A 15,923-nucleotide genomic window follows, 5' to 3' on the forward strand; every position below is an offset into this window, starting at 1 on the left:
GGCGCCCCGAGGCGCGCCACAGGGCGGATTTGCTTCGAGGATAGCACGCGCTCCCCAGGCATTCGGGCCTGGGCGCAGGCGAAAACTAGCCTGTGGCGAGCAGGGCGCGAACGCGGGCGAGGTCTTCCGGCGTGTCGATTCCGGGGCCGGGTGCATGCGAACTGACGTGCACCGCGATTCGGTGGCCGTGCCACAGTGCGCGCAGTTGTTCCAGCGCTTCGGTTGCCTCGACGGGCGCCGGGGGCAGGCCTGGAAAGCCGCGTACAAAGCTCGCACGGTAGCCATAGATTCCGATGTGCCGCAGCGCAGGAGGGGAAGTCGGCACGGCCTGTGCACCCTTTTCAGCGAACCCGTCACGCCACCATGGAATCGGCGCGCGACTGAAATAGAGCGCGTTGCCATAGGCATCGAGTACCGTCTTCACGACGTTCGGGTTGTTGAACTCCTCGGGTGAATCGATGGCGTGCGCTGCCGTGCTCATGGCCGCATCCGGATGGTCCGCCAGCGTTTGCGCGACGGCGTCGATCAGGGCCGCCTCGATGAGGGGTTCGTCGCCCTGCACATTGACGACGATCGCATCGTCCGCGAGGCCAAGCTGCGTGCAGGCTTCGGCAAGACGGTCGCTGCCGCTGGCGTGATCGGTGCGCGTGAGCAAGGCCCGGACGCCATGTGCATGGCACGCGGCGATGATCCTCGGATCGTCGCCGGCGACGACGACACTTTCAGCGCCGGACTCCATGGCGCGCCGGGCGACGCGAACGACCATCGGCAGCCCGGCAATGTCGGCCAGGGGCTTGTCGGGCAGCCGTGTCGAAGCAAGCCGGGCCGGAATCAGGACCGTGAAAGGCGTGTTCAAAGGCCCAACTCTTCGTCGGAGAGCGTGCGCGCTTCGGTCTCGAGCAGCACCGGAATGCCGTCGCGCACGGGGTAGGCGAGGCGGGCGCTGCGCGACGAAAGCTCCTGCTTTTCGGCGTTCCAGGTGAGCGGCCCTTTGGTCACGGGGCAGACGAGCAATTCAAGCAGCTTGGTGTCCATCGAGCGATGATAGCTTTGCATCGAGTGCCGTAAAGAAGGCTTGGGAGGGTTCGAAAACAAGGGGCGCTGCCAGGGCGTCGGGTGCCTTGCGCCACAGCTTCACGGCGTCTTTTTCGGTGCAGAGCAGCGTGTGCTTGCCGTCCGCCGGCAGCGCCCAGTCTTCGAAATCGTGATGGTCGGGCAGCGCGATGCATTGCTCTGGCACGAGGGAGCGCTCGCGCAGCATCTGGAAGAAGGCTTCGGGCTTGGCGATGGCGGCAACGGCGATGAGTTTTCGATCGGCCAGGGATTTGAGCGGGACCTGTCTTCCGTCGCGGCCCAAGGCGTGATCGGCCAGCGCCTTGCGCACGGTGAAGCCGCCGAAAGCCGGTCGTTCGCCGGTATGGATCACCAAGTCGCACGAGCGGGGCCAATGTTCGCGCAGCAGGCCCGCCGGCAGCAGCCAGCCGTTGCCGATGCCGCGGTCGTCGAAGACGCAGATCTCGACATCGCGCGCGAGCGCGAGGTGCTGAAGTCCATCGTCGCTGACGATGACCTGGGTGTCCGGATAACGGTCGAGGAGGGCGCGGGCCGCCTCGATTCGCCGCCGAGCGACGAAGACCGGTGCGCCTGTCGAATGGCGGATCAGCGCCGGTTCGTCGCCCACGTCGCGCGGATCGGCGTCGTCGAGCACTTCACGGCAATCGTCGGTCTTTCTCCCATACCCGCGCGACACGACGCCCACCCGGATGCCGCGCGCCTGGAGGTGCCGGACGATCGCCATGACCACCGGCGTCTTGCCCGAGCCGCCGGCGATGACGTTGCCGACGACGACAACGGGCACGCGAACCCGTTCAGTCCGCAAGACACCTTTTCGATAGAGCGCGCGCCGAAAGCCGGCGAGCGCACCGAACAACAGGGACAGCGGCCACAGGAGCCGCGCCGTCACGCCGCGTTGCAGCCAGGCCTGCCGCAACGACGCCAAGGCTAGCGTCCCGCCTGCGCGGCCGATTGCGTGGCGAAGGTGATCTGCATCAGGCCGGCCCGGCGGGCCGCTTCCATCACCGTGATCACCGACTGGTGCGCGGCGTTGGCGTCCGCGCTGATGATCACGACGTTTTCCTTGTTGCCGCTTGTCGCTGCCGACAGCGCCGCCGCGACGGCGTCGACACTGCGATCCGGCAGCACGGTCTTGTTGATCGAGTAGCGCCCGTCGGAGGACACCGCGACGATCACTTCCTTCGGGTAGTCGCGCTGCGCCTCGACATCGGCCACCGGGAGGCGCAATTGCATCTCGGTGAACTTGCTGTAGGTGGTCGACAGCATGAGGAAGATGAGCACGACAAGCAGAACGTCGATGAACGGGATCAGGTTGATCTCGGGCTCATCGCGCGAGCCGTGGCGGAAATGCATTCTCATCGGCGCAGCGTGTTCAGGTGCCGGGCAAAACGCTCGCCGGCCAGTTCGAGGTTCAGCAGGTACTCGTCGACTCGGCTGCGGAAATAGCGCCAGAAGATCAGCGCCGGAATCGCGATGATGAGCCCGAAGGCGGTGTTGTAGAGCGCGATGGAGATACCGTGCGCGAGCTGTGCCGGATTGCCCGAGCCGACCGCGCCGCTGGAGGGCGACTGCGACCCGAAGATCTCGATCATCCCGATCACGGTGCCCAGGAGCCCCAGCAAGGGTGCGGCCGAAGCGATGGTCGCCAGCGCGGGCAGGTAGCGCTCGAGCCGATGGGCCACGACGCGACCGGCCGCTTCCATCGAGACGCGAAGGTCGTCCTCGCTCGACATGGGATTGGTGTTGAGGGCGCGGAAGCCTGCGGCCAGCACTTCGCCCAGTCCTGAATTCTTTTCGAGCTTCGTCACCACGTCAGGGCCGGGAATCGAAGTGCGCGACACCGTGATGGCCTCGTCGAGCAACTTGGGAGGCAAGACCCTGGAGGTCTTCAGGCTGGTGAATCTCTCGATGACGAGCGCGAGCCCGATCACCGAACAGGCGAGCAGCGGCCAGATCGGCCAGCCCGCAGCAACTATGATGGAAAACAAGAATTCCTCCGGCCCATGGACTGCAAATGCGCGGCGATTATCCACCGAGCCGGCGCCCCTTCCCGCCATGTCTTTCACGTAGGCGAAGACGCACAGAAACTGTGGATAACTTTGTGATTAACACGCCGCGCAACGTGTCAGAGCCCGCACCGGCTGGGCGTTTCATTGCGTAGAACGAATTTTGAGCAGCACTTTTCCCAATCAAATCAACAGCTTGCACGTGGACTCGTGCCCTTGCTGCATGCCAGGTGGCACGCTTGGCGACGAAAAGGCCCCTTGTGGACGAATCACCCCCTGTTACGCGCTCCCCGCATGAATGAACGTGAGCAAACACCTGCGTCCGGAACGCGAGTCTGGGCTGTGGGCGCGCTGTGTCGCGCGATCGCCGATGCGCTGGATGCGCGCTTCAACCCGGTCATGGTGCGCGGTGAGATCTCCGGCTTTTCCCGTGCCGCAAGCGGGCACTCCTACTTCGCGCTGAAGGATGAGTTCGGCCAACTCCGCTGCGCCATGTTCCGTCGCGCGGCGAGCCTGCTCGATTTCTCGCCCCGTGACGGCGACCAGGTCGAGGTCCGCGGGCGGCTGGCCGTCTACGAGCCACGTGGCGATCTGCAACTGGTCGTCGAGAGCTTGCGCCGAGCAGGCCAGGGCGCGCTGTTCGAGCAGTTCCTCCAGCGCAAGGCGAGACTCGAGGCGGAAGGGCTCTTCGACAGCGCGCGAAAGCGACCGCTGCCCACTATGCCGCGCGCCATCGGCCTGGTGACTTCGCTCGGCGCCGCGGCGCTCCATGACGTCGTCACCGCGCTGCGCCGTCGCGTGCCGCACATTCCGGTGGTGCTGGCACCTGCAGCCGTGCAGGGCGCCAACGCGGCGGGCGAACTCGTGGGCGCGCTGCAATCGCTGTACAGGGCACGGCCGCAGGTCGATGTCATCCTGCTGGTTCGCGGGGGAGGCTCGATCGAGGATCTCTGGTCATTCAACGACGAACAACTGGCGCGCACCATCGTGCAGAGCCCGGTGCCGGTGATCAGCGGCGTCGGCCACGAGACCGACTTCACCATCGCCGACTTCTGCGCCGACGTCCGGGCGCCAACGCCGACTGCCGCTGCCGAACTCGTCGCTGCGCCGCGGGATCTGTGGCTCGGCGCGCTCGAACTGCTGGATGAGCGCCTGCGCGAATCGATCATGGCGCGCATCGATGCATCGAGCCAGCGCCTCGACGTGGCGGCCGGCCGGCTCGGTCGGCCATCGACGCTCGTGGGGCGCCAGAAATTGCGTCTGGCACACCATGCGCAGCGCATGCACTACGCTGTCACGTCCAGGGCGGGGCGTTTCTCGCAGACCCAGCAGACCCTGCAGGCCGAGTTGCCGCAAAGGTTTCGTGCGGCGTTGATCCGACAGCACGAGCGCCTCGATCGGGCGGCACTGCGCCTGCAGTTGCTGGACCCGGCTTTGGTGCTGCAGCGCGGCTATGCCTGGCTCACGAACGCGGAGGGGCACGCTGTGACCAGCGTGCGCAGCGTCGGGGTCGGCGACGACGTGCAGGCGCGCCTCGCCGATGGCACCGTTGACCTGAAGGTGATGCAAGCAGGGACAAAGGGAACACGTCCGACGCCGGGCGCGTAATTCCTTTCTAGAATCGGCCATCCCACAACCAACCCGCGAGATAAAACATGGAACACGTTCTTCCGCCTCTGCCATACCCGTTGGACGCTCTGGCACCCGAGTACTCGAAGGAGACGCTCGAATACCACTATGGCAAGCACCACAATGCTTACGTCGTGAACCTGAACAACCTGCAAAAGGGGACCGAGTTCGAGAGCATGACGCTCGAAGAGATCGTCAAGAAGTCCAGCGGTGGCATCTACAACAATGCGGCCCAGATCTGGAACCACACCTTCTTCTGGAACTGCATGAAGCCCGCGGGCGGCGGTGAGCCCACGGGTGCGCTCGCCAAGGCGATCGATGCCAAGTGGGGCAACTTCGCGGCGTTCAAGGAAGCCTTCGTGAAATCGGCCGTGGGCAACTTCGGTTCCGGCTGGACATGGCTGGTGAAGAAGGCCGACGGCTCGGTCGACATCGTCAACACCGGCGCAGCCGGCACGCCCCTCACAACGGCCGACACGGCCCTGTTGACGGTGGACGTCTGGGAACACGCCTACTACATTGACTACCGCAACCTGCGCCCCAAGTACGTCGAGACCTTTCTCGCGAAGCTGGTGAACTGGGACTTCGCCGCGAAGAACTTCGCTTGATCCGAGTTCTTCACCCATGAAAAAGCCGACCCGAGGGTCGGCTTTTTCATGGGGCAACGAGGTTCAGCGCCGGCTGGCGAAGAGTTCGCCGCCGAGCTTGCTGCCTTCCTTGAGGTTCTTGTGCGAGAACCAGCCCTGATTCATCTCCAGAACGAAACGAACCGGCTCCTTGGAGCAGTGGGAATCCTCGGTCATGGGCTTCATGTCGACCAGGTTCACGATCCGGCCGTCGTCCGCGACGAACGCTGCCGTCAGTGGAAGCAGCGTATTCTTCATCCAGAAGCATTGGGTGGCGGGTTGCTCGAAGACGAAGATCATGCCCTCGGTCTGGGGCATCTCCTTGCGGAACATCAGCCCGATCTGGCGCTCCACGGGCGTCTGCGCGACTTGCGCATCGATTTGATACATCCCGGCGGTGATTCGGGTGTGCTGAAGATTGCTTTGCGGTTCCTGCGCGTGCGCAAAAGTCAGCAATGTGGCAGAGAGCGCCAAAAGGGTGAAAAAACGCTGGAACATGGGTCGACTTTCAGGACGGCAACACAAACAAGAATGCCCGCGGAAGCGGGCATGGCCAATTGACGGCGGAGCTTACCTCTTATTCCGGCGAATTGCTTGTTCAGGACCAATGGCCGGCAAGTGGACGAAAAAAAAGCGCCCCGAAGAACGCTCTTTTGGCAACGGATCGATTCGATCAGTTGGGCGTGCCGCCTTGCGGGTTCATCTTGCGGACGTTTCCGCTCTTGTCGCGGCGGCGATCGCTGCGGGTGTTTGCGCGAGCCTGGCCGGCGGCAGTCGACTTGTTCGACGTCAGGCCGCCGCTGCCTTCAGGGGTGTTGGGCGTATCGCCACCCTGAGGACGAACTTCGCCTTGCGGCTTGGAAGCACGACGTTCGGTTGCACGCTGTTGGGGCTTGGTGTTGGTCGGGGGGGCGGCTTCTTGCGAGGTCGAGCCGCCTTGCGCGGACGCACTAACCGAGAACAGACCTGCACCGGCTGCGATCAGGCCGGCCATCGTTACTGCGAGAACTTTGCTCATTACGGATTCCTCAATGGATATGGTTGAAAACGCCTCCCGGCCAGCAGAAGGGTCAGTCAACAACGGAGCCAATATGGCCGTGGTTGACAGATTCCTTCGGGCTCCTCAGGTTGCGTCTAAAATTCTAAAGGTATTCAGTGGGCCGGAAACGTAGTGTCTTCCAGCCATCATTTCATCCGGAGTCCTTGTCCTCATGTCCAGCTATCAGCACATCAAAGTCCCGGCCGCAGGCCAGAAGATCACGGTCAATGCCGACAACTCGATCAATGTGCCGGATCAGCCGATCATTCCGTTCATTGAGGGCGACGGTACCGGATTGGATATCACCCCCGTGATGCTCAAGGTGGTCGACGCCGCGGTGGACAAGGCCTACGGCGGCAAGAGGAAGATCCACTGGATGGAGGTCTACGCCGGCGAGAAGTCGACCAAGGTCTATGGTCCCGATGTGTGGCTTCCCGAGGAAACGCTCCACGCCGTTCGCGACTATGTCGTTTCGATCAAGGGTCCATTGACCACACCGGTTGGGGGCGGTATTCGTTCGCTGAATGTCGCGCTGCGCCAGGAACTCGACCTCTACGTCTGCCTGCGGCCCATCCAGTACTTCGAGGGCGTGCCCAGCCCCGTGAAAGAGCCGCAAAAAACCAACATGGTGATCTTCCGCGAGAACTCGGAAGACATCTACGCCGGCATCGAATTCGAAGCCGAAAGCGACAAGGCGAAGAAGCTCATCAAGATCCTGCAGGACGAATTCGGCGTCAAGAAGATCCGCTTTCCGAACACCTCGGGCATTGGCATCAAGCCGGTTTCGCGTGAAGGTACCGAGCGCCTGGTGCGCAAGGCGATCCAGTACGCCATCGACAACGACAAGCCCAGTGTCACGATCGTGCACAAGGGCAATATCATGAAGTTCACCGAGGGCGGATTCCGCGATTGGGCCTACGGCCTGGCTGCAAAGGAATTCGGTGCCGAACTGATCGACGGTGGCCCATGGATGCGGTTCAAGAACCCGAAATCGGGAAAAGAAATTACCGTAAAGGATTCGATTGCTGATGCATTCCTGCAACAGATCCTGCTTCGCCCGGCCGAGTACAGCGTAATCGCCACGCTGAATCTCAACGGCGACTACGTGTCGGACGCCCTGGCCGCGCAGGTCGGCGGCATCGGCATCGCGCCCGGCGCCAACCTGAGCGACACAGTCGCCATGTTCGAAGCCACCCACGGCACGGCCCCGAAGTACGCCGGCAAGGACTACGTGAACCCCGGTTCCGAAATCCTCTCCGCCGAAATGATGCTGCGCCACATGGGCTGGACCGAGGCGGCCGACCTGATCATCAGCTCGATGGAAAAGTCGATCGAAAGCAAGAAGGTCACCTACGACTTCGCGCGCCTGATGGAGGGCGCCACCCAGGTGAGCTGCTCCGGCTTCGGCCAGGTGATGATCGACAACATGTAAGTCGACGGGCGTCTACCGACGCTTCGCCGGAAATGCCCCGTGCCCGCAAGGTGCCGGGGCTTTTTTATTTGCTGCTGTTGCGCAGGCGGCCCACCGTGCGTACGTTGTCAGGGCGATACAGGGCACGCAGTTTGCATGCGTGGAGCAGCCCGCCCCCCTCTCATCCGCCTTGAATGTCACAAAGCTGCCTCCAGTTGTGCCACTACAGCAGGTGCAACTCGCGCCTGCTCTATAAAATGATTTTCATGGCTACCAGAATCCCCTCGACCCCCAAGACGCCGCCGGCCGCCAAGCCGCGGCGGGACGATGGCGATGCGGTCGTTCTCGAACGGCGGCCGCAGAAGACCGCGCCGCCCCAGATGTACCAGGTCGTCATGCTGAACGACGATTACACCCCGATGGAGTTCGTGATCGTCGTGATCCAGGAGTTCTTCAACAAGGACCGGGAAACCGCCACGCAGATCATGCTCAAGATCCATCTCGACGGTCGTGGCGTGTGCGGGGTCTACTCCCGCGACATGGCGGCGACCAAGGTCAATCAGGTGATGGAAGCGGCCCACCAGGCCGGGCACCCGCTGCAATGCGTCAGTGAACCGGTTGAATAAATCGCGCTCCAACCCATCTGAGAAATTATTTACAGCAAGGCAAAAGGAAATCACATGATTGCCCAGGAACTGGAAGTCAGCTTGCACATGGCTTTTGTCGAGGCCAGGCAGCAGCGCCACGAGTTCATCACGGTGGAGCACCTGCTGCTCGCTTTGCTGGACAACCCGAGCGCCGCAGAGGTTCTGCGCGCATGCTCGGCCAACGTCGACGACCTTCGCGCGTCGCTCACCAACTTCATCAAGGACAACACGCCCCAGGTGGCGGGTACCGACGATGTCGACACCCAGCCCACGCTGGGTTTCCAGCGCGTGATCCAGCGCGCCATCATGCATGTGCAGTCCACCGGCAACGGCAAGAAGGAAGTCACCGGCGCGAACGTGCTGGTCGCGATCTTCGGTGAAAAGGACTCGCATGCCGTCTACTACCTGCATCAGCAGGGTGTGACGCGCCTCGACGTGGTGAACTTCATCGCGCACGGCATCAAGAAGAGCGATCCGCCGGAAGCCGCCAAGGGCAACAGCGACGCGTCTTCGGGCGAAGGAGAAGAGGGCGGCGGCGAGAAGAACGAGAAGTCTTCTCCGCTCGAGCAGTTCACGCAGAACCTCAACCAGCTTGCCAAGGAAGGCAAGATCGATCCGCTCATCGGGCGCGAATACGAAGTCGAGCGCGTGATCCAGATCCTTTGCCGCCGGCGCAAGAACAATCCGCTGCTCGTGGGTGAGGCTGGCGTGGGCAAGACGGCGATCGCCGAGGGCCTCGCCTGGCGCATCACCCAGAACGACGTGCCGGAAATTCTGGCCGAGTCCAACGTGTACTCGCTCGACATGGGCGCGCTGCTGGCTGGTACCAAGTACCGCGGCGACTTCGAGCAGCGCCTGAAGGGCGTCCTCAAGTCACTCAAGGACAAGCCGAACGCGATCCTGTTCATCGACGAGATCCACACGCTGATCGGTGCCGGTGCCGCTTCGGGCGGCACGCTCGACGCTTCGAACCTGCTCAAGCCGGCGCTCTCGAGCGGCCAGCTCAAGTGCATTGGTGCAACCACCTTCACCGAATACCGCGGCATTTTCGAAAAGGATGCGGCCCTGTCGCGTCGCTTCCAGAAGGTCGACGTGGTCGAGCCGACGGTGCAGGAAACCGTCGACATCCTCAAGGGCCTGAAGTCGCGCTTCGAAGAGCATCATGGCGTGAAGTACGGCGTGGCGGCGTTGCAGGCCGCCGCCGAGCTGAGCGCCAAGTACATCAACGACCGTCACCTGCCCGACAAGGCGATCGACGTGATCGACGAAGCCGGCGCCGCCCAGCGCATCCTTCCCGCGAACAAGCGCAAGAAGACCATCAGCAAGACCGAGGTCGAGGAGATCGTCGCCAAGATCGCGCGCATTCCCCCGGCCAACGTGTCGAACGACGACCGCGGCAAGCTGCAGACCATCGAACGCGACCTCAAGAGCGTCGTGTTCGGCCAGGACAAGGCCCTCGAAGTGCTCGCCTCGGCGGTCAAGATGGCGCGTTCGGGCCTCGGTCGCGAGGACAAGCCGATCGGCTCATTCCTGTTCAGCGGCCCCACGGGCGTCGGCAAGACCGAAGCGGCCAAGCAGCTCGCCTACATCATGGGTATCGAGCTGATCCGCTTCGACATGTCGGAGTACATGGAGCGCCACGCAGTGAGCCGCCTCATCGGCGCGCCCCCGGGCTATGTCGGTTTCGACCAGGGCGGTCTGCTGACCGAAGCGATCACGAAGAAGCCGCACGCGGTGCTGCTGCTCGACGAAATCGAGAAGGCGCACCCGGACATCTTCAACGTGCTGCTGCAGGTCATGGACCATGGCACGCTGACCGACAACAACGGACGCAAGGCCGACTTCCGCAACGTGATCATCGTGATGACCACCAACGCGGGTGCCGAGACCATGAACAAGGCGACCATCGGCTTCACCAACCCCCGTCAGGCGGGCGACGAAATGGCCGATATCAAGCGCCTGTTCACGCCGGAGTTCCGCAATCGCCTGGACGCGACAGTGAGCTTCAAGGCGCTCGACGAGCAGATCATCCTGCGCGTGGTGGACAAGTTCCTCCTGCAGCTCGAGACGCAGCTCGCCGAGAAGAAGGTCGACGTCACGTTCACCGATGCATTGCGCAAGCACCTCGCCAAGAAGGGGTTCGACCCGCTGATGGGTGCGCGTCCGATGCAGCGTCTGATTCAGGACACGATCCGTCGTGCACTGGCCGACGAACTGCTCTTCGGTCGTCTTCAGGAAGGTGGTCGCTTGACCGTCGACCTGGACGACAAGGAAGAAGTGCAGCTCGACATCCAGCCGATCGCCAAGAAGGAAGGCAGGGCCAAGCCCGAGGCCGAAGAAGCAGCCACCGGCTGATTGGCTAACCCCCAGGCTTGCCCACTTCGTGTGGCCGCCCACCCCCTTGCGGGGGGCAATACCTGCGGACCGGCGGAGCCGGATCCGCGGTATTTCTGGACTAGGAAGAAAGGCCGGTAGCATCGCTACCGGCCTTTTTTCATTTGCAGAATCTTTTTCCCTTGATCGTCCCCGAGCTCAGCCAGGAATGGAAGACCGGCCTCTCACTCGCGTGGAGCGGCTATATCGCGGTGCTTTCCGTCTGGATCGTGATGCAGAAGCGCGCGCCGGTGTCGACGATGAGCTGGATTCTGTCGTTGGCGTTGATTCCGTTTGTCGGCTTCGTCATCTATTACTTTCTCGGTCCGCAGCGCCTGAAGAAGCAGCGGCTCAAGCGCTTGCGCAGCCGCGCGGAGGCGCCAGGGGATCTCGCGCTGTTGCGGGATGCGAGAGAGCAGGCGCCGCCTGCGCTGCGGCAGATGGCCGACCTGGGCACGGCGGCCTGCGGCTTGCCGGTGTCAAGTGCGACATCGGCCGAACTGCTCTCCGGCGGCGCACGCACCTTCGATGCCATCTTCGAAGCGATCCGGAACGCACGCGATCATGTGCACCTCGAGTACTACATCTTCGAGCCCGACAAGATCGGCACTGCGCTGCGCGACCTGCTGATCGAGCGTGCGAAAGAAGGCGTGGCCGTGCGGCTCCTGCTCGACGCACTCGGGTCCAAGCGCATCGGCCGCAAGTTCATGGCGCCGATGCACGCGGCGGGCATTCACGTTGCGCTCTTTCACGATACGCGCATCGGCCGCCGCCTGCGCCCGGTGACCAACTACCGCACCCACCGCAAGATCGTCGTCTGCGACGGGCGCATCGGCTTCACGGGGGGCGTGAACATCACCGACGAAGAGGATTCGCGAACCTGCGCCGATGCCTATCACGACGTCCATCTGCGCATCGAGGGGAGCGCCGTCCGCTGGTTGCAGACGACCTTCCTCGAGGACTGGACCTATGCGACGGGCGAAGACCCGCGCGACATCGACCGAACCCTCTTGCACCTGCTCCCCCGCCTTCCCGCGAGCGAGGGCGCCGGCAGGATTCCGGTGCAGATCGTGACCAGTGGACCCGACAACATGCTCGAGCCCATCCACCGGATGCACCTGGCCGCGATCCAGTCGTCCGTGCATCGTGCCTGGCTCACCACGCCGTACTTCGTGCCCGGCGAGCCGGCGCTGATGGCGCTGACGAGTGCTGCGTTGCGCGGCGTCGACGTGCGGCTCCTGGTGCCCCGGCGGAGCGATTCGCTGATCGTGAGCGCCGCGGCGCGCTCCTACTACGACGAACTCATCGCGGCTGGCGTCAAGGTCTGGGAATACAAGGCGCGCATGCTGCATTCGAAGACACTGGTGGTCGACGACAACTGCGCCATGATCGGCACCGCCAATTTCGACAACCGCAGCTTCCGCCTCAATTTCGAGGTCTGCGCGGTGATCTACGGTCCGATGCTCGCCACGCCGCTCATTGCCCAGTTCGAGACCGACCTGACCAGCGCCTCCCCGGTGCGCGCCAGCCGTCCGCAGCCCTTCATCCGACGCTTCGGCGACTCGGTCGCCCGCCTGTTTTCCCCCTTGCTTTGACGATGCCCCCTCACACTTTCCTCTGGCACGACTACGAGACCTTCGGTGCCGTGCCGCGCCGCGACCGACCCTCCCAGTTCGCCGCCATCCGCACCGATGCCGAACTCAACGAGATCGGCGAGCCGCTGATGATCTACTGCAAGCCCGCACCCGACTACCTCCCAAGTCCGGAGGCCTGCCTCATCACCGGCATCACGCCGCAGCAGTGCCTGGAGCGCGGCGTTCCGGAATACGAATTCGCGGCGCAGATCGAGCAGGCTTTTGCCCGCCCGGGCACCATCGGCGTGGGCTACAACACGATCCGCTTCGACGACGAAGTCACGCGCTTCCTGTTCTGGCGCAACCTCATCGATCCGTATGCGCGCGAATGGCAGAACGACTGCGGCCGATGGGACCTGCTCGACGTGGTGCGCCTGACCTATGCGCTGCGCCCGGACGGCATCGAGTGGCCGAAGAAGGCCGACGGCAGCCAGAGCTTCAAGCTCGAAGACCTGGCCCGCGCGAACGGGCTGCTCCATGAAGCCGCCCACGATGCGCTGTCCGACGTGCGCGCCACCATCGCGCTGGCGCGGCTGATTCGCGACAAGCAACCGAAGCTCTTCGATTTCGCATTCGCGCTGCACCGCAAGGATCGCGTCGCCTCCGAGCTCGGGCTGCCCGCCACGCGCGATTCGGCGCGGCCCTTCCTGCACGTTTCCGGCATGTTCCCGGCGGAGCGTGGCTGCCTGGCGGTCATGTGGCCGCTGGCGAGCCATCCGACCAACAAGAACGAGCTGCTCGCCTGGGACCTGGCGCACGACCCCAGCGAACTGCGCGATCTCGACGTGGCGACACTGCGACTTCGACTTTTCACGCGCACTGCCGACTTGCCGGAAGGTGTCGCCAGGCTGCCGGTCAAGGGCGTGCACCTGAACAAGTCGCCGATGGTGGTCGGCAACCTCAAGACGCTGTCGCCCGCCATGGCGGACCGCTGGGCCATCGACATGGAAGCCACGATGCGCAACGCCGCCATCGCTGCTGCGCTGCCCGACATGAGCGCGATCTGGCCGCAGGTCTATGAGCGGCCCAAGGAGGGTACGCCCGATGTCGATGAAGACCTCTATGGCGGATTCGTCGGCAATGGCGATCGACGAAAACTGACCCAGTTGCGCAGCCTGTCGCCCACCCAGCTCGCGCAGGCCCGAACCGGCTTCGACGATCCGCGTCTCGAAGAGCTGCTGTTCCGTTATCGCGCGCGCAACTTCGTCGAGACGCTCGACGAGGAAGAGACCGAACGCTGGGAGGCGCATCGCGTGGCGCGTTTGCTCGAAGGCGAAGGCGGCGTCCGCAACGTCGACCAACTGTTCGCCGAGATCGACACGCTCGCGGAGACCGCCGACGCGCGCGCGGAAGAGATACTCGGCGCGTTGTACGAATACGCCGAGGCCATCGCGCCCACTGTCTGAATGCACACGTCATGACCATACGCCGCCTGGTGCCCTCGGATGCCGCTGACTACCGCGCGTTGATGCTCGAAGGCTACGAGCGTCATCCCGACGCGTTCACTTCCAGCGCGGCCGAGCGCGCGGCGCTTCCGTTGTCGTGGTGGCAGAAGCGGCTCGACACGTCGCCGCAGGCCGACCAGATCGTGCTCGGCGCCTTCGACGGCGCGCGACTCGTCGGGGCCGCGGGACTCCAGTTCGAGCCGCGCGAAAAGGCACGGCACAAGGCGAACCTGTTCGGCATGTATGTCGATCCCGCGTCGCGCCAGGGCGGCCATGGGCGCGAACTCGTGTCCGCCGCACTGGCGTTCGCGGCATCGAGGGAAGGCGTCAAGCTCGTGCAGTTGACCGTGACCGAAGGCAATGTCCCTGCGCAAAGTCTTTACGAACAATGCGGCTTCGCGACCTTCGGCGTGGAGCCCTTCGCCGTCGCGCTCGACGGCGCCTATCTCTCGAAGGTCCACATGTGGTGCGCCGTCGGGCCGCTGGGCTGAACCAACCCGACGGCGGCCGATGCGCCGCACCTGACAGGAATGTCATCTGACTGTCAGGCTGCCGTCCCTCCCTGCTTCCTACAGTGGGCGGGATGCGAATACTGTGTCTGGCCCTGGCTGCGTCCCTGACCGCCTGTGCCGTCGGGCCCGACTACCAGCGGCCCGCATTGCCCGAAGGCGTCATGGCGCCGACTTTCAAGGAAGGCGCCGGCTGGAAGCCGGCGACGCCCGGCAGCGTCGATTCGAAGTACCCCTGGTGGACGGCCTACGGCGATACCCGCCTCGATGCCCTGGTGGAAGAAGCCAATATCGCCAACCAGGATCTTCGGGTGGCCGAGGCGCAATACCGCGAGGCGCAGGCCCTGGTGCAGGGTGCGCAGTCCGCCTGGTATCCGACGCTCGACGCCAATGCCTCCGTGGGCCGGGCGCGCAGCCAGACTGCCCTCGGCTCGACGATCGGCAACGCGCACGCGTGGTCGCTGCAGGCCGGTTGGGACGCGGATCTCTGGGGCCGCGTGCGCCGCACGGTCGAAGGCGCCAGCGACAGCGCGCAGGCGACCGAGGCGGACCTCGCCGCGGTGCGCCTCGCGGTACAGGCGGAGGTGGTCAATGACTACATCCAGCTGCGCGTGGCCGACACCCAGCAGCAACTTTACGCACGCACGGTCGAGGCCTACAGCAAGTCCCTCCAGATCACCCAGAGCCAGTACCGCGTGGGCGTCACATCCCGCGCCGACGTGGACCTGGCCAACACGACGCTCCAGCAGACCCAGGCGCAGGCGATCGACAATGAGCTCACTCGCCGCCAGTTGGAGCACGCAATCGCGGTGCTGCTCGGCAAGACCCCCTCGCAGTTCTCCATTCCGCCCGACGCGTTCGCGCTGAACCTGCCGGCGGTGCCCGCCATCCTGCCGTCTGAACTGCTCGAACGCCGGCCCGACATCGCCGGCGCCGAGCGGCGCGTGGCATCCGCCAATGCCGGTATCGGCGTCGCGCAGGCTGCGCGCTACCCCACGCTGTCGCTCAGCGCGGCCGGAGGATTCGCCGGCGCCGGCTTCGGCCCCTGGTTCGCCACGCCGGACCGTGTCTGGGCGCTCGGTGCTGCGCTGGCAGGCAACATCTTCGACGGCGGCCTGCGCGACTCGCAGGTGGCGCAGGCGCGCGCCGCCTTCGATGCCTCGGCCTCCAAGTACCGGCAGACCGTCCTCGCGGGCTTCCAGGAAGTCGAAGACAACCTTGCCGCGCTCGACCTGCTTTCGCAGGAGCGCACCGTGCAGGACGGCGCCGTCCAGTCGGCGCGCAACGCCGAGCGGGTGTCGTTGAGCCAGTTCCGCGCGGGCACCACCCCGTATCTCACGGTGATCGCCTCGCAGACCCTGGCCCTCAACAACGAACGGACCGCGCTGCAACTGCAAGGCCGGCAGTTCGCCGCCAACGTGGCCCTGGTCAAGGCGGTCGGCGGCGGCTGGAACGCCAGCGAGCTGCAGCCCAGCCCGGATGCCAGTCCCACGGTGGCCGCCCCCCAGGTTTCGATGAACAAGTGAACGT

Annotated in this window: 16 protein-coding genes; 9 read left to right on the plus strand and 7 right to left on the minus strand. The window is 64.4% G+C overall.

Annotation, left to right across the window (positions count from 1 at the left end):
* Positions 1-85 precede the first annotated feature (85 nt).
* From kdsB to AC1D3B_RS05875, 5 genes are read right to left on the minus strand one after another with little or no spacing between them, the layout of a single operon-like run.
* The gene (gene kdsB / locus AC1D3B_RS05855; protein WP_478189722.1) at positions 86-856 is read right to left on the minus strand and encodes a 3-deoxy-manno-octulosonate cytidylyltransferase; all 771 of its coding nucleotides are present in this window, start codon (positions 854-856) and stop codon (positions 86-88) included.
* Positions 853-1,035, minus strand: coding sequence for a Trm112 family protein (locus tag AC1D3B_RS05860; RefSeq protein WP_286609246.1), 183 nt, complete (start codon positions 1,033-1,035; stop codon positions 853-855). The genes kdsB and AC1D3B_RS05860 overlap by 4 nt, the downstream gene beginning before the upstream one ends.
* Positions 1,016-1,999 (minus strand): tetraacyldisaccharide 4'-kinase, encoded by a 984-nt coding sequence (gene lpxK / locus AC1D3B_RS05865; protein WP_478189723.1) that lies wholly within the window; start codon positions 1,997-1,999, stop codon positions 1,016-1,018. Before lpxK ends, AC1D3B_RS05860 begins: the two co-directional genes overlap by 20 nt.
* A 2-nt stretch (positions 2,000-2,001) precedes the next feature.
* On the minus strand, positions 2,002-2,427 hold the full coding sequence (locus AC1D3B_RS05870) for an ExbD/TolR family protein (RefSeq protein ID WP_478190004.1): 426 nt from the start codon (positions 2,425-2,427) through the stop codon (positions 2,002-2,004).
* Between the two features lie 2 nt (positions 2,428-2,429).
* Positions 2,430-3,062 (minus strand): MotA/TolQ/ExbB proton channel family protein, encoded by a 633-nt coding sequence (locus AC1D3B_RS05875; RefSeq protein WP_478189724.1) that lies wholly within the window; start codon positions 3,060-3,062, stop codon positions 2,430-2,432.
* 312 nt (positions 3,063-3,374) lie between these two features.
* On the opposite strand from AC1D3B_RS05875, the gene xseA reads away from it, so the two are divergent.
* Together xseA and AC1D3B_RS05885 are read left to right on the plus strand one after the other, a co-directional pair.
* Positions 3,375-4,688: an exodeoxyribonuclease VII large subunit gene (gene xseA, locus AC1D3B_RS05880; RefSeq protein WP_478189725.1), complete on the plus strand. Its 1,314-nt coding sequence runs from the start codon at positions 3,375-3,377 to the stop codon at positions 4,686-4,688.
* Between the two features lie 47 nt (positions 4,689-4,735).
* A complete protein-coding gene (locus AC1D3B_RS05885) occupies positions 4,736-5,317 on the plus strand; it encodes a superoxide dismutase (protein ID WP_478189726.1) in 582 nt (193 codons plus the stop codon).
* A gap of 63 nt (positions 5,318-5,380) precedes the next feature.
* Here AC1D3B_RS05885 and AC1D3B_RS05890 read toward each other — a convergent pair whose 3' ends face one another.
* Together AC1D3B_RS05890 and AC1D3B_RS05895 are read right to left on the minus strand one after the other, a co-directional pair.
* Positions 5,381-5,833: a DUF192 domain-containing protein gene (locus tag AC1D3B_RS05890; protein WP_478189727.1), complete on the minus strand. Its 453-nt coding sequence runs from the start codon at positions 5,831-5,833 to the stop codon at positions 5,381-5,383.
* Between the two features lie 175 nt (positions 5,834-6,008).
* Positions 6,009-6,353, minus strand: coding sequence for a cell envelope biogenesis protein TolA (locus AC1D3B_RS05895; protein WP_478189728.1), 345 nt, complete (start codon positions 6,351-6,353; stop codon positions 6,009-6,011).
* A 193-nt stretch (positions 6,354-6,546) separates the two neighbouring features.
* Between AC1D3B_RS05895 and icd the strand changes: the two genes are divergently transcribed.
* The 7 genes from icd to AC1D3B_RS05930 all read left to right on the plus strand — a co-directional run bounded on the left by icd (position 6,547) and on the right by AC1D3B_RS05930 (position 15,919).
* Positions 6,547-7,806: an NADP-dependent isocitrate dehydrogenase gene (gene icd, locus AC1D3B_RS05900; RefSeq protein ID WP_478189729.1), complete on the plus strand. Its 1,260-nt coding sequence runs from the start codon at positions 6,547-6,549 to the stop codon at positions 7,804-7,806.
* Positions 7,807-8,051: 245 nt separating this feature from the next.
* Positions 8,052-8,411, plus strand: a complete 360-nt coding sequence (gene clpS, locus AC1D3B_RS05905; RefSeq protein WP_478189730.1) for an ATP-dependent Clp protease adapter ClpS — start codon at positions 8,052-8,054, stop codon at positions 8,409-8,411.
* Positions 8,412-8,465: 54 nt separating this feature from the next.
* Positions 8,466-10,787, plus strand: coding sequence for an ATP-dependent Clp protease ATP-binding subunit ClpA (clpA, locus tag AC1D3B_RS05910; RefSeq protein ID WP_478189731.1), 2,322 nt, complete (start codon positions 8,466-8,468; stop codon positions 10,785-10,787).
* Between the two features lie 161 nt (positions 10,788-10,948).
* Positions 10,949-12,400, plus strand: a complete 1,452-nt coding sequence (gene cls, locus AC1D3B_RS05915; protein ID WP_478189732.1) for a cardiolipin synthase — start codon at positions 10,949-10,951, stop codon at positions 12,398-12,400.
* Between the two features lie 2 nt (positions 12,401-12,402).
* On the plus strand, positions 12,403-13,845 hold the full coding sequence (gene sbcB, locus AC1D3B_RS05920; protein ID WP_478189733.1) for an exodeoxyribonuclease I: 1,443 nt from the start codon (positions 12,403-12,405) through the stop codon (positions 13,843-13,845).
* 11 nt (positions 13,846-13,856) lie between these two features.
* On the plus strand, positions 13,857-14,375 hold the full coding sequence (locus AC1D3B_RS05925) for an N-acetyltransferase family protein (protein WP_478189734.1): 519 nt from the start codon (positions 13,857-13,859) through the stop codon (positions 14,373-14,375).
* Between the two features lie 92 nt (positions 14,376-14,467).
* On the plus strand, positions 14,468-15,919 hold the full coding sequence (locus AC1D3B_RS05930) for an efflux transporter outer membrane subunit (protein ID WP_478189735.1): 1,452 nt from the start codon (positions 14,468-14,470) through the stop codon (positions 15,917-15,919).
* Positions 15,920-15,923: the final 4 nt, after the last annotated feature.

This window comes from Variovorax sp. P5_A3, from assembly GCF_056400665.1.

Coding starts and splice junctions, on each gene's coding strand:
- AC1D3B_RS05860 (WP_286609246.1), bottom strand. CDS start 1,035: ATGGACACCAAGCTGCTTGAATTGCTCGTCTGCCCCGTGACCAAAGGG.
- AC1D3B_RS05870 (WP_478190004.1), bottom strand. CDS start 2,427: ATGCATTTCCGCCACGGCTCGCGCGATGAGCCCGAGATCAACCTGATC.
- xseA (WP_478189725.1), top strand. CDS start 3,375: ATGAATGAACGTGAGCAAACACCTGCGTCCGGAACGCGAGTCTGGGCT.
- AC1D3B_RS05885 (WP_478189726.1), top strand. CDS start 4,736: ATGGAACACGTTCTTCCGCCTCTGCCATACCCGTTGGACGCTCTGGCA.
- AC1D3B_RS05890 (WP_478189727.1), bottom strand. CDS start 5,833: ATGTTCCAGCGTTTTTTCACCCTTTTGGCGCTCTCTGCCACATTGCTG.
- AC1D3B_RS05895 (WP_478189728.1), bottom strand. CDS start 6,353: ATGAGCAAAGTTCTCGCAGTAACGATGGCCGGCCTGATCGCAGCCGGT.
- icd (WP_478189729.1), top strand. CDS start 6,547: ATGTCCAGCTATCAGCACATCAAAGTCCCGGCCGCAGGCCAGAAGATC.
- clpS (WP_478189730.1), top strand. CDS start 8,052: ATGGCTACCAGAATCCCCTCGACCCCCAAGACGCCGCCGGCCGCCAAG.
- clpA (WP_478189731.1), top strand. CDS start 8,466: ATGATTGCCCAGGAACTGGAAGTCAGCTTGCACATGGCTTTTGTCGAG.
- sbcB (WP_478189733.1), top strand. CDS start 12,403: ATGCCCCCTCACACTTTCCTCTGGCACGACTACGAGACCTTCGGTGCC.
- AC1D3B_RS05925 (WP_478189734.1), top strand. CDS start 13,857: ATGACCATACGCCGCCTGGTGCCCTCGGATGCCGCTGACTACCGCGCG.
- AC1D3B_RS05930 (WP_478189735.1), top strand. CDS start 14,468: ATGCGAATACTGTGTCTGGCCCTGGCTGCGTCCCTGACCGCCTGTGCC.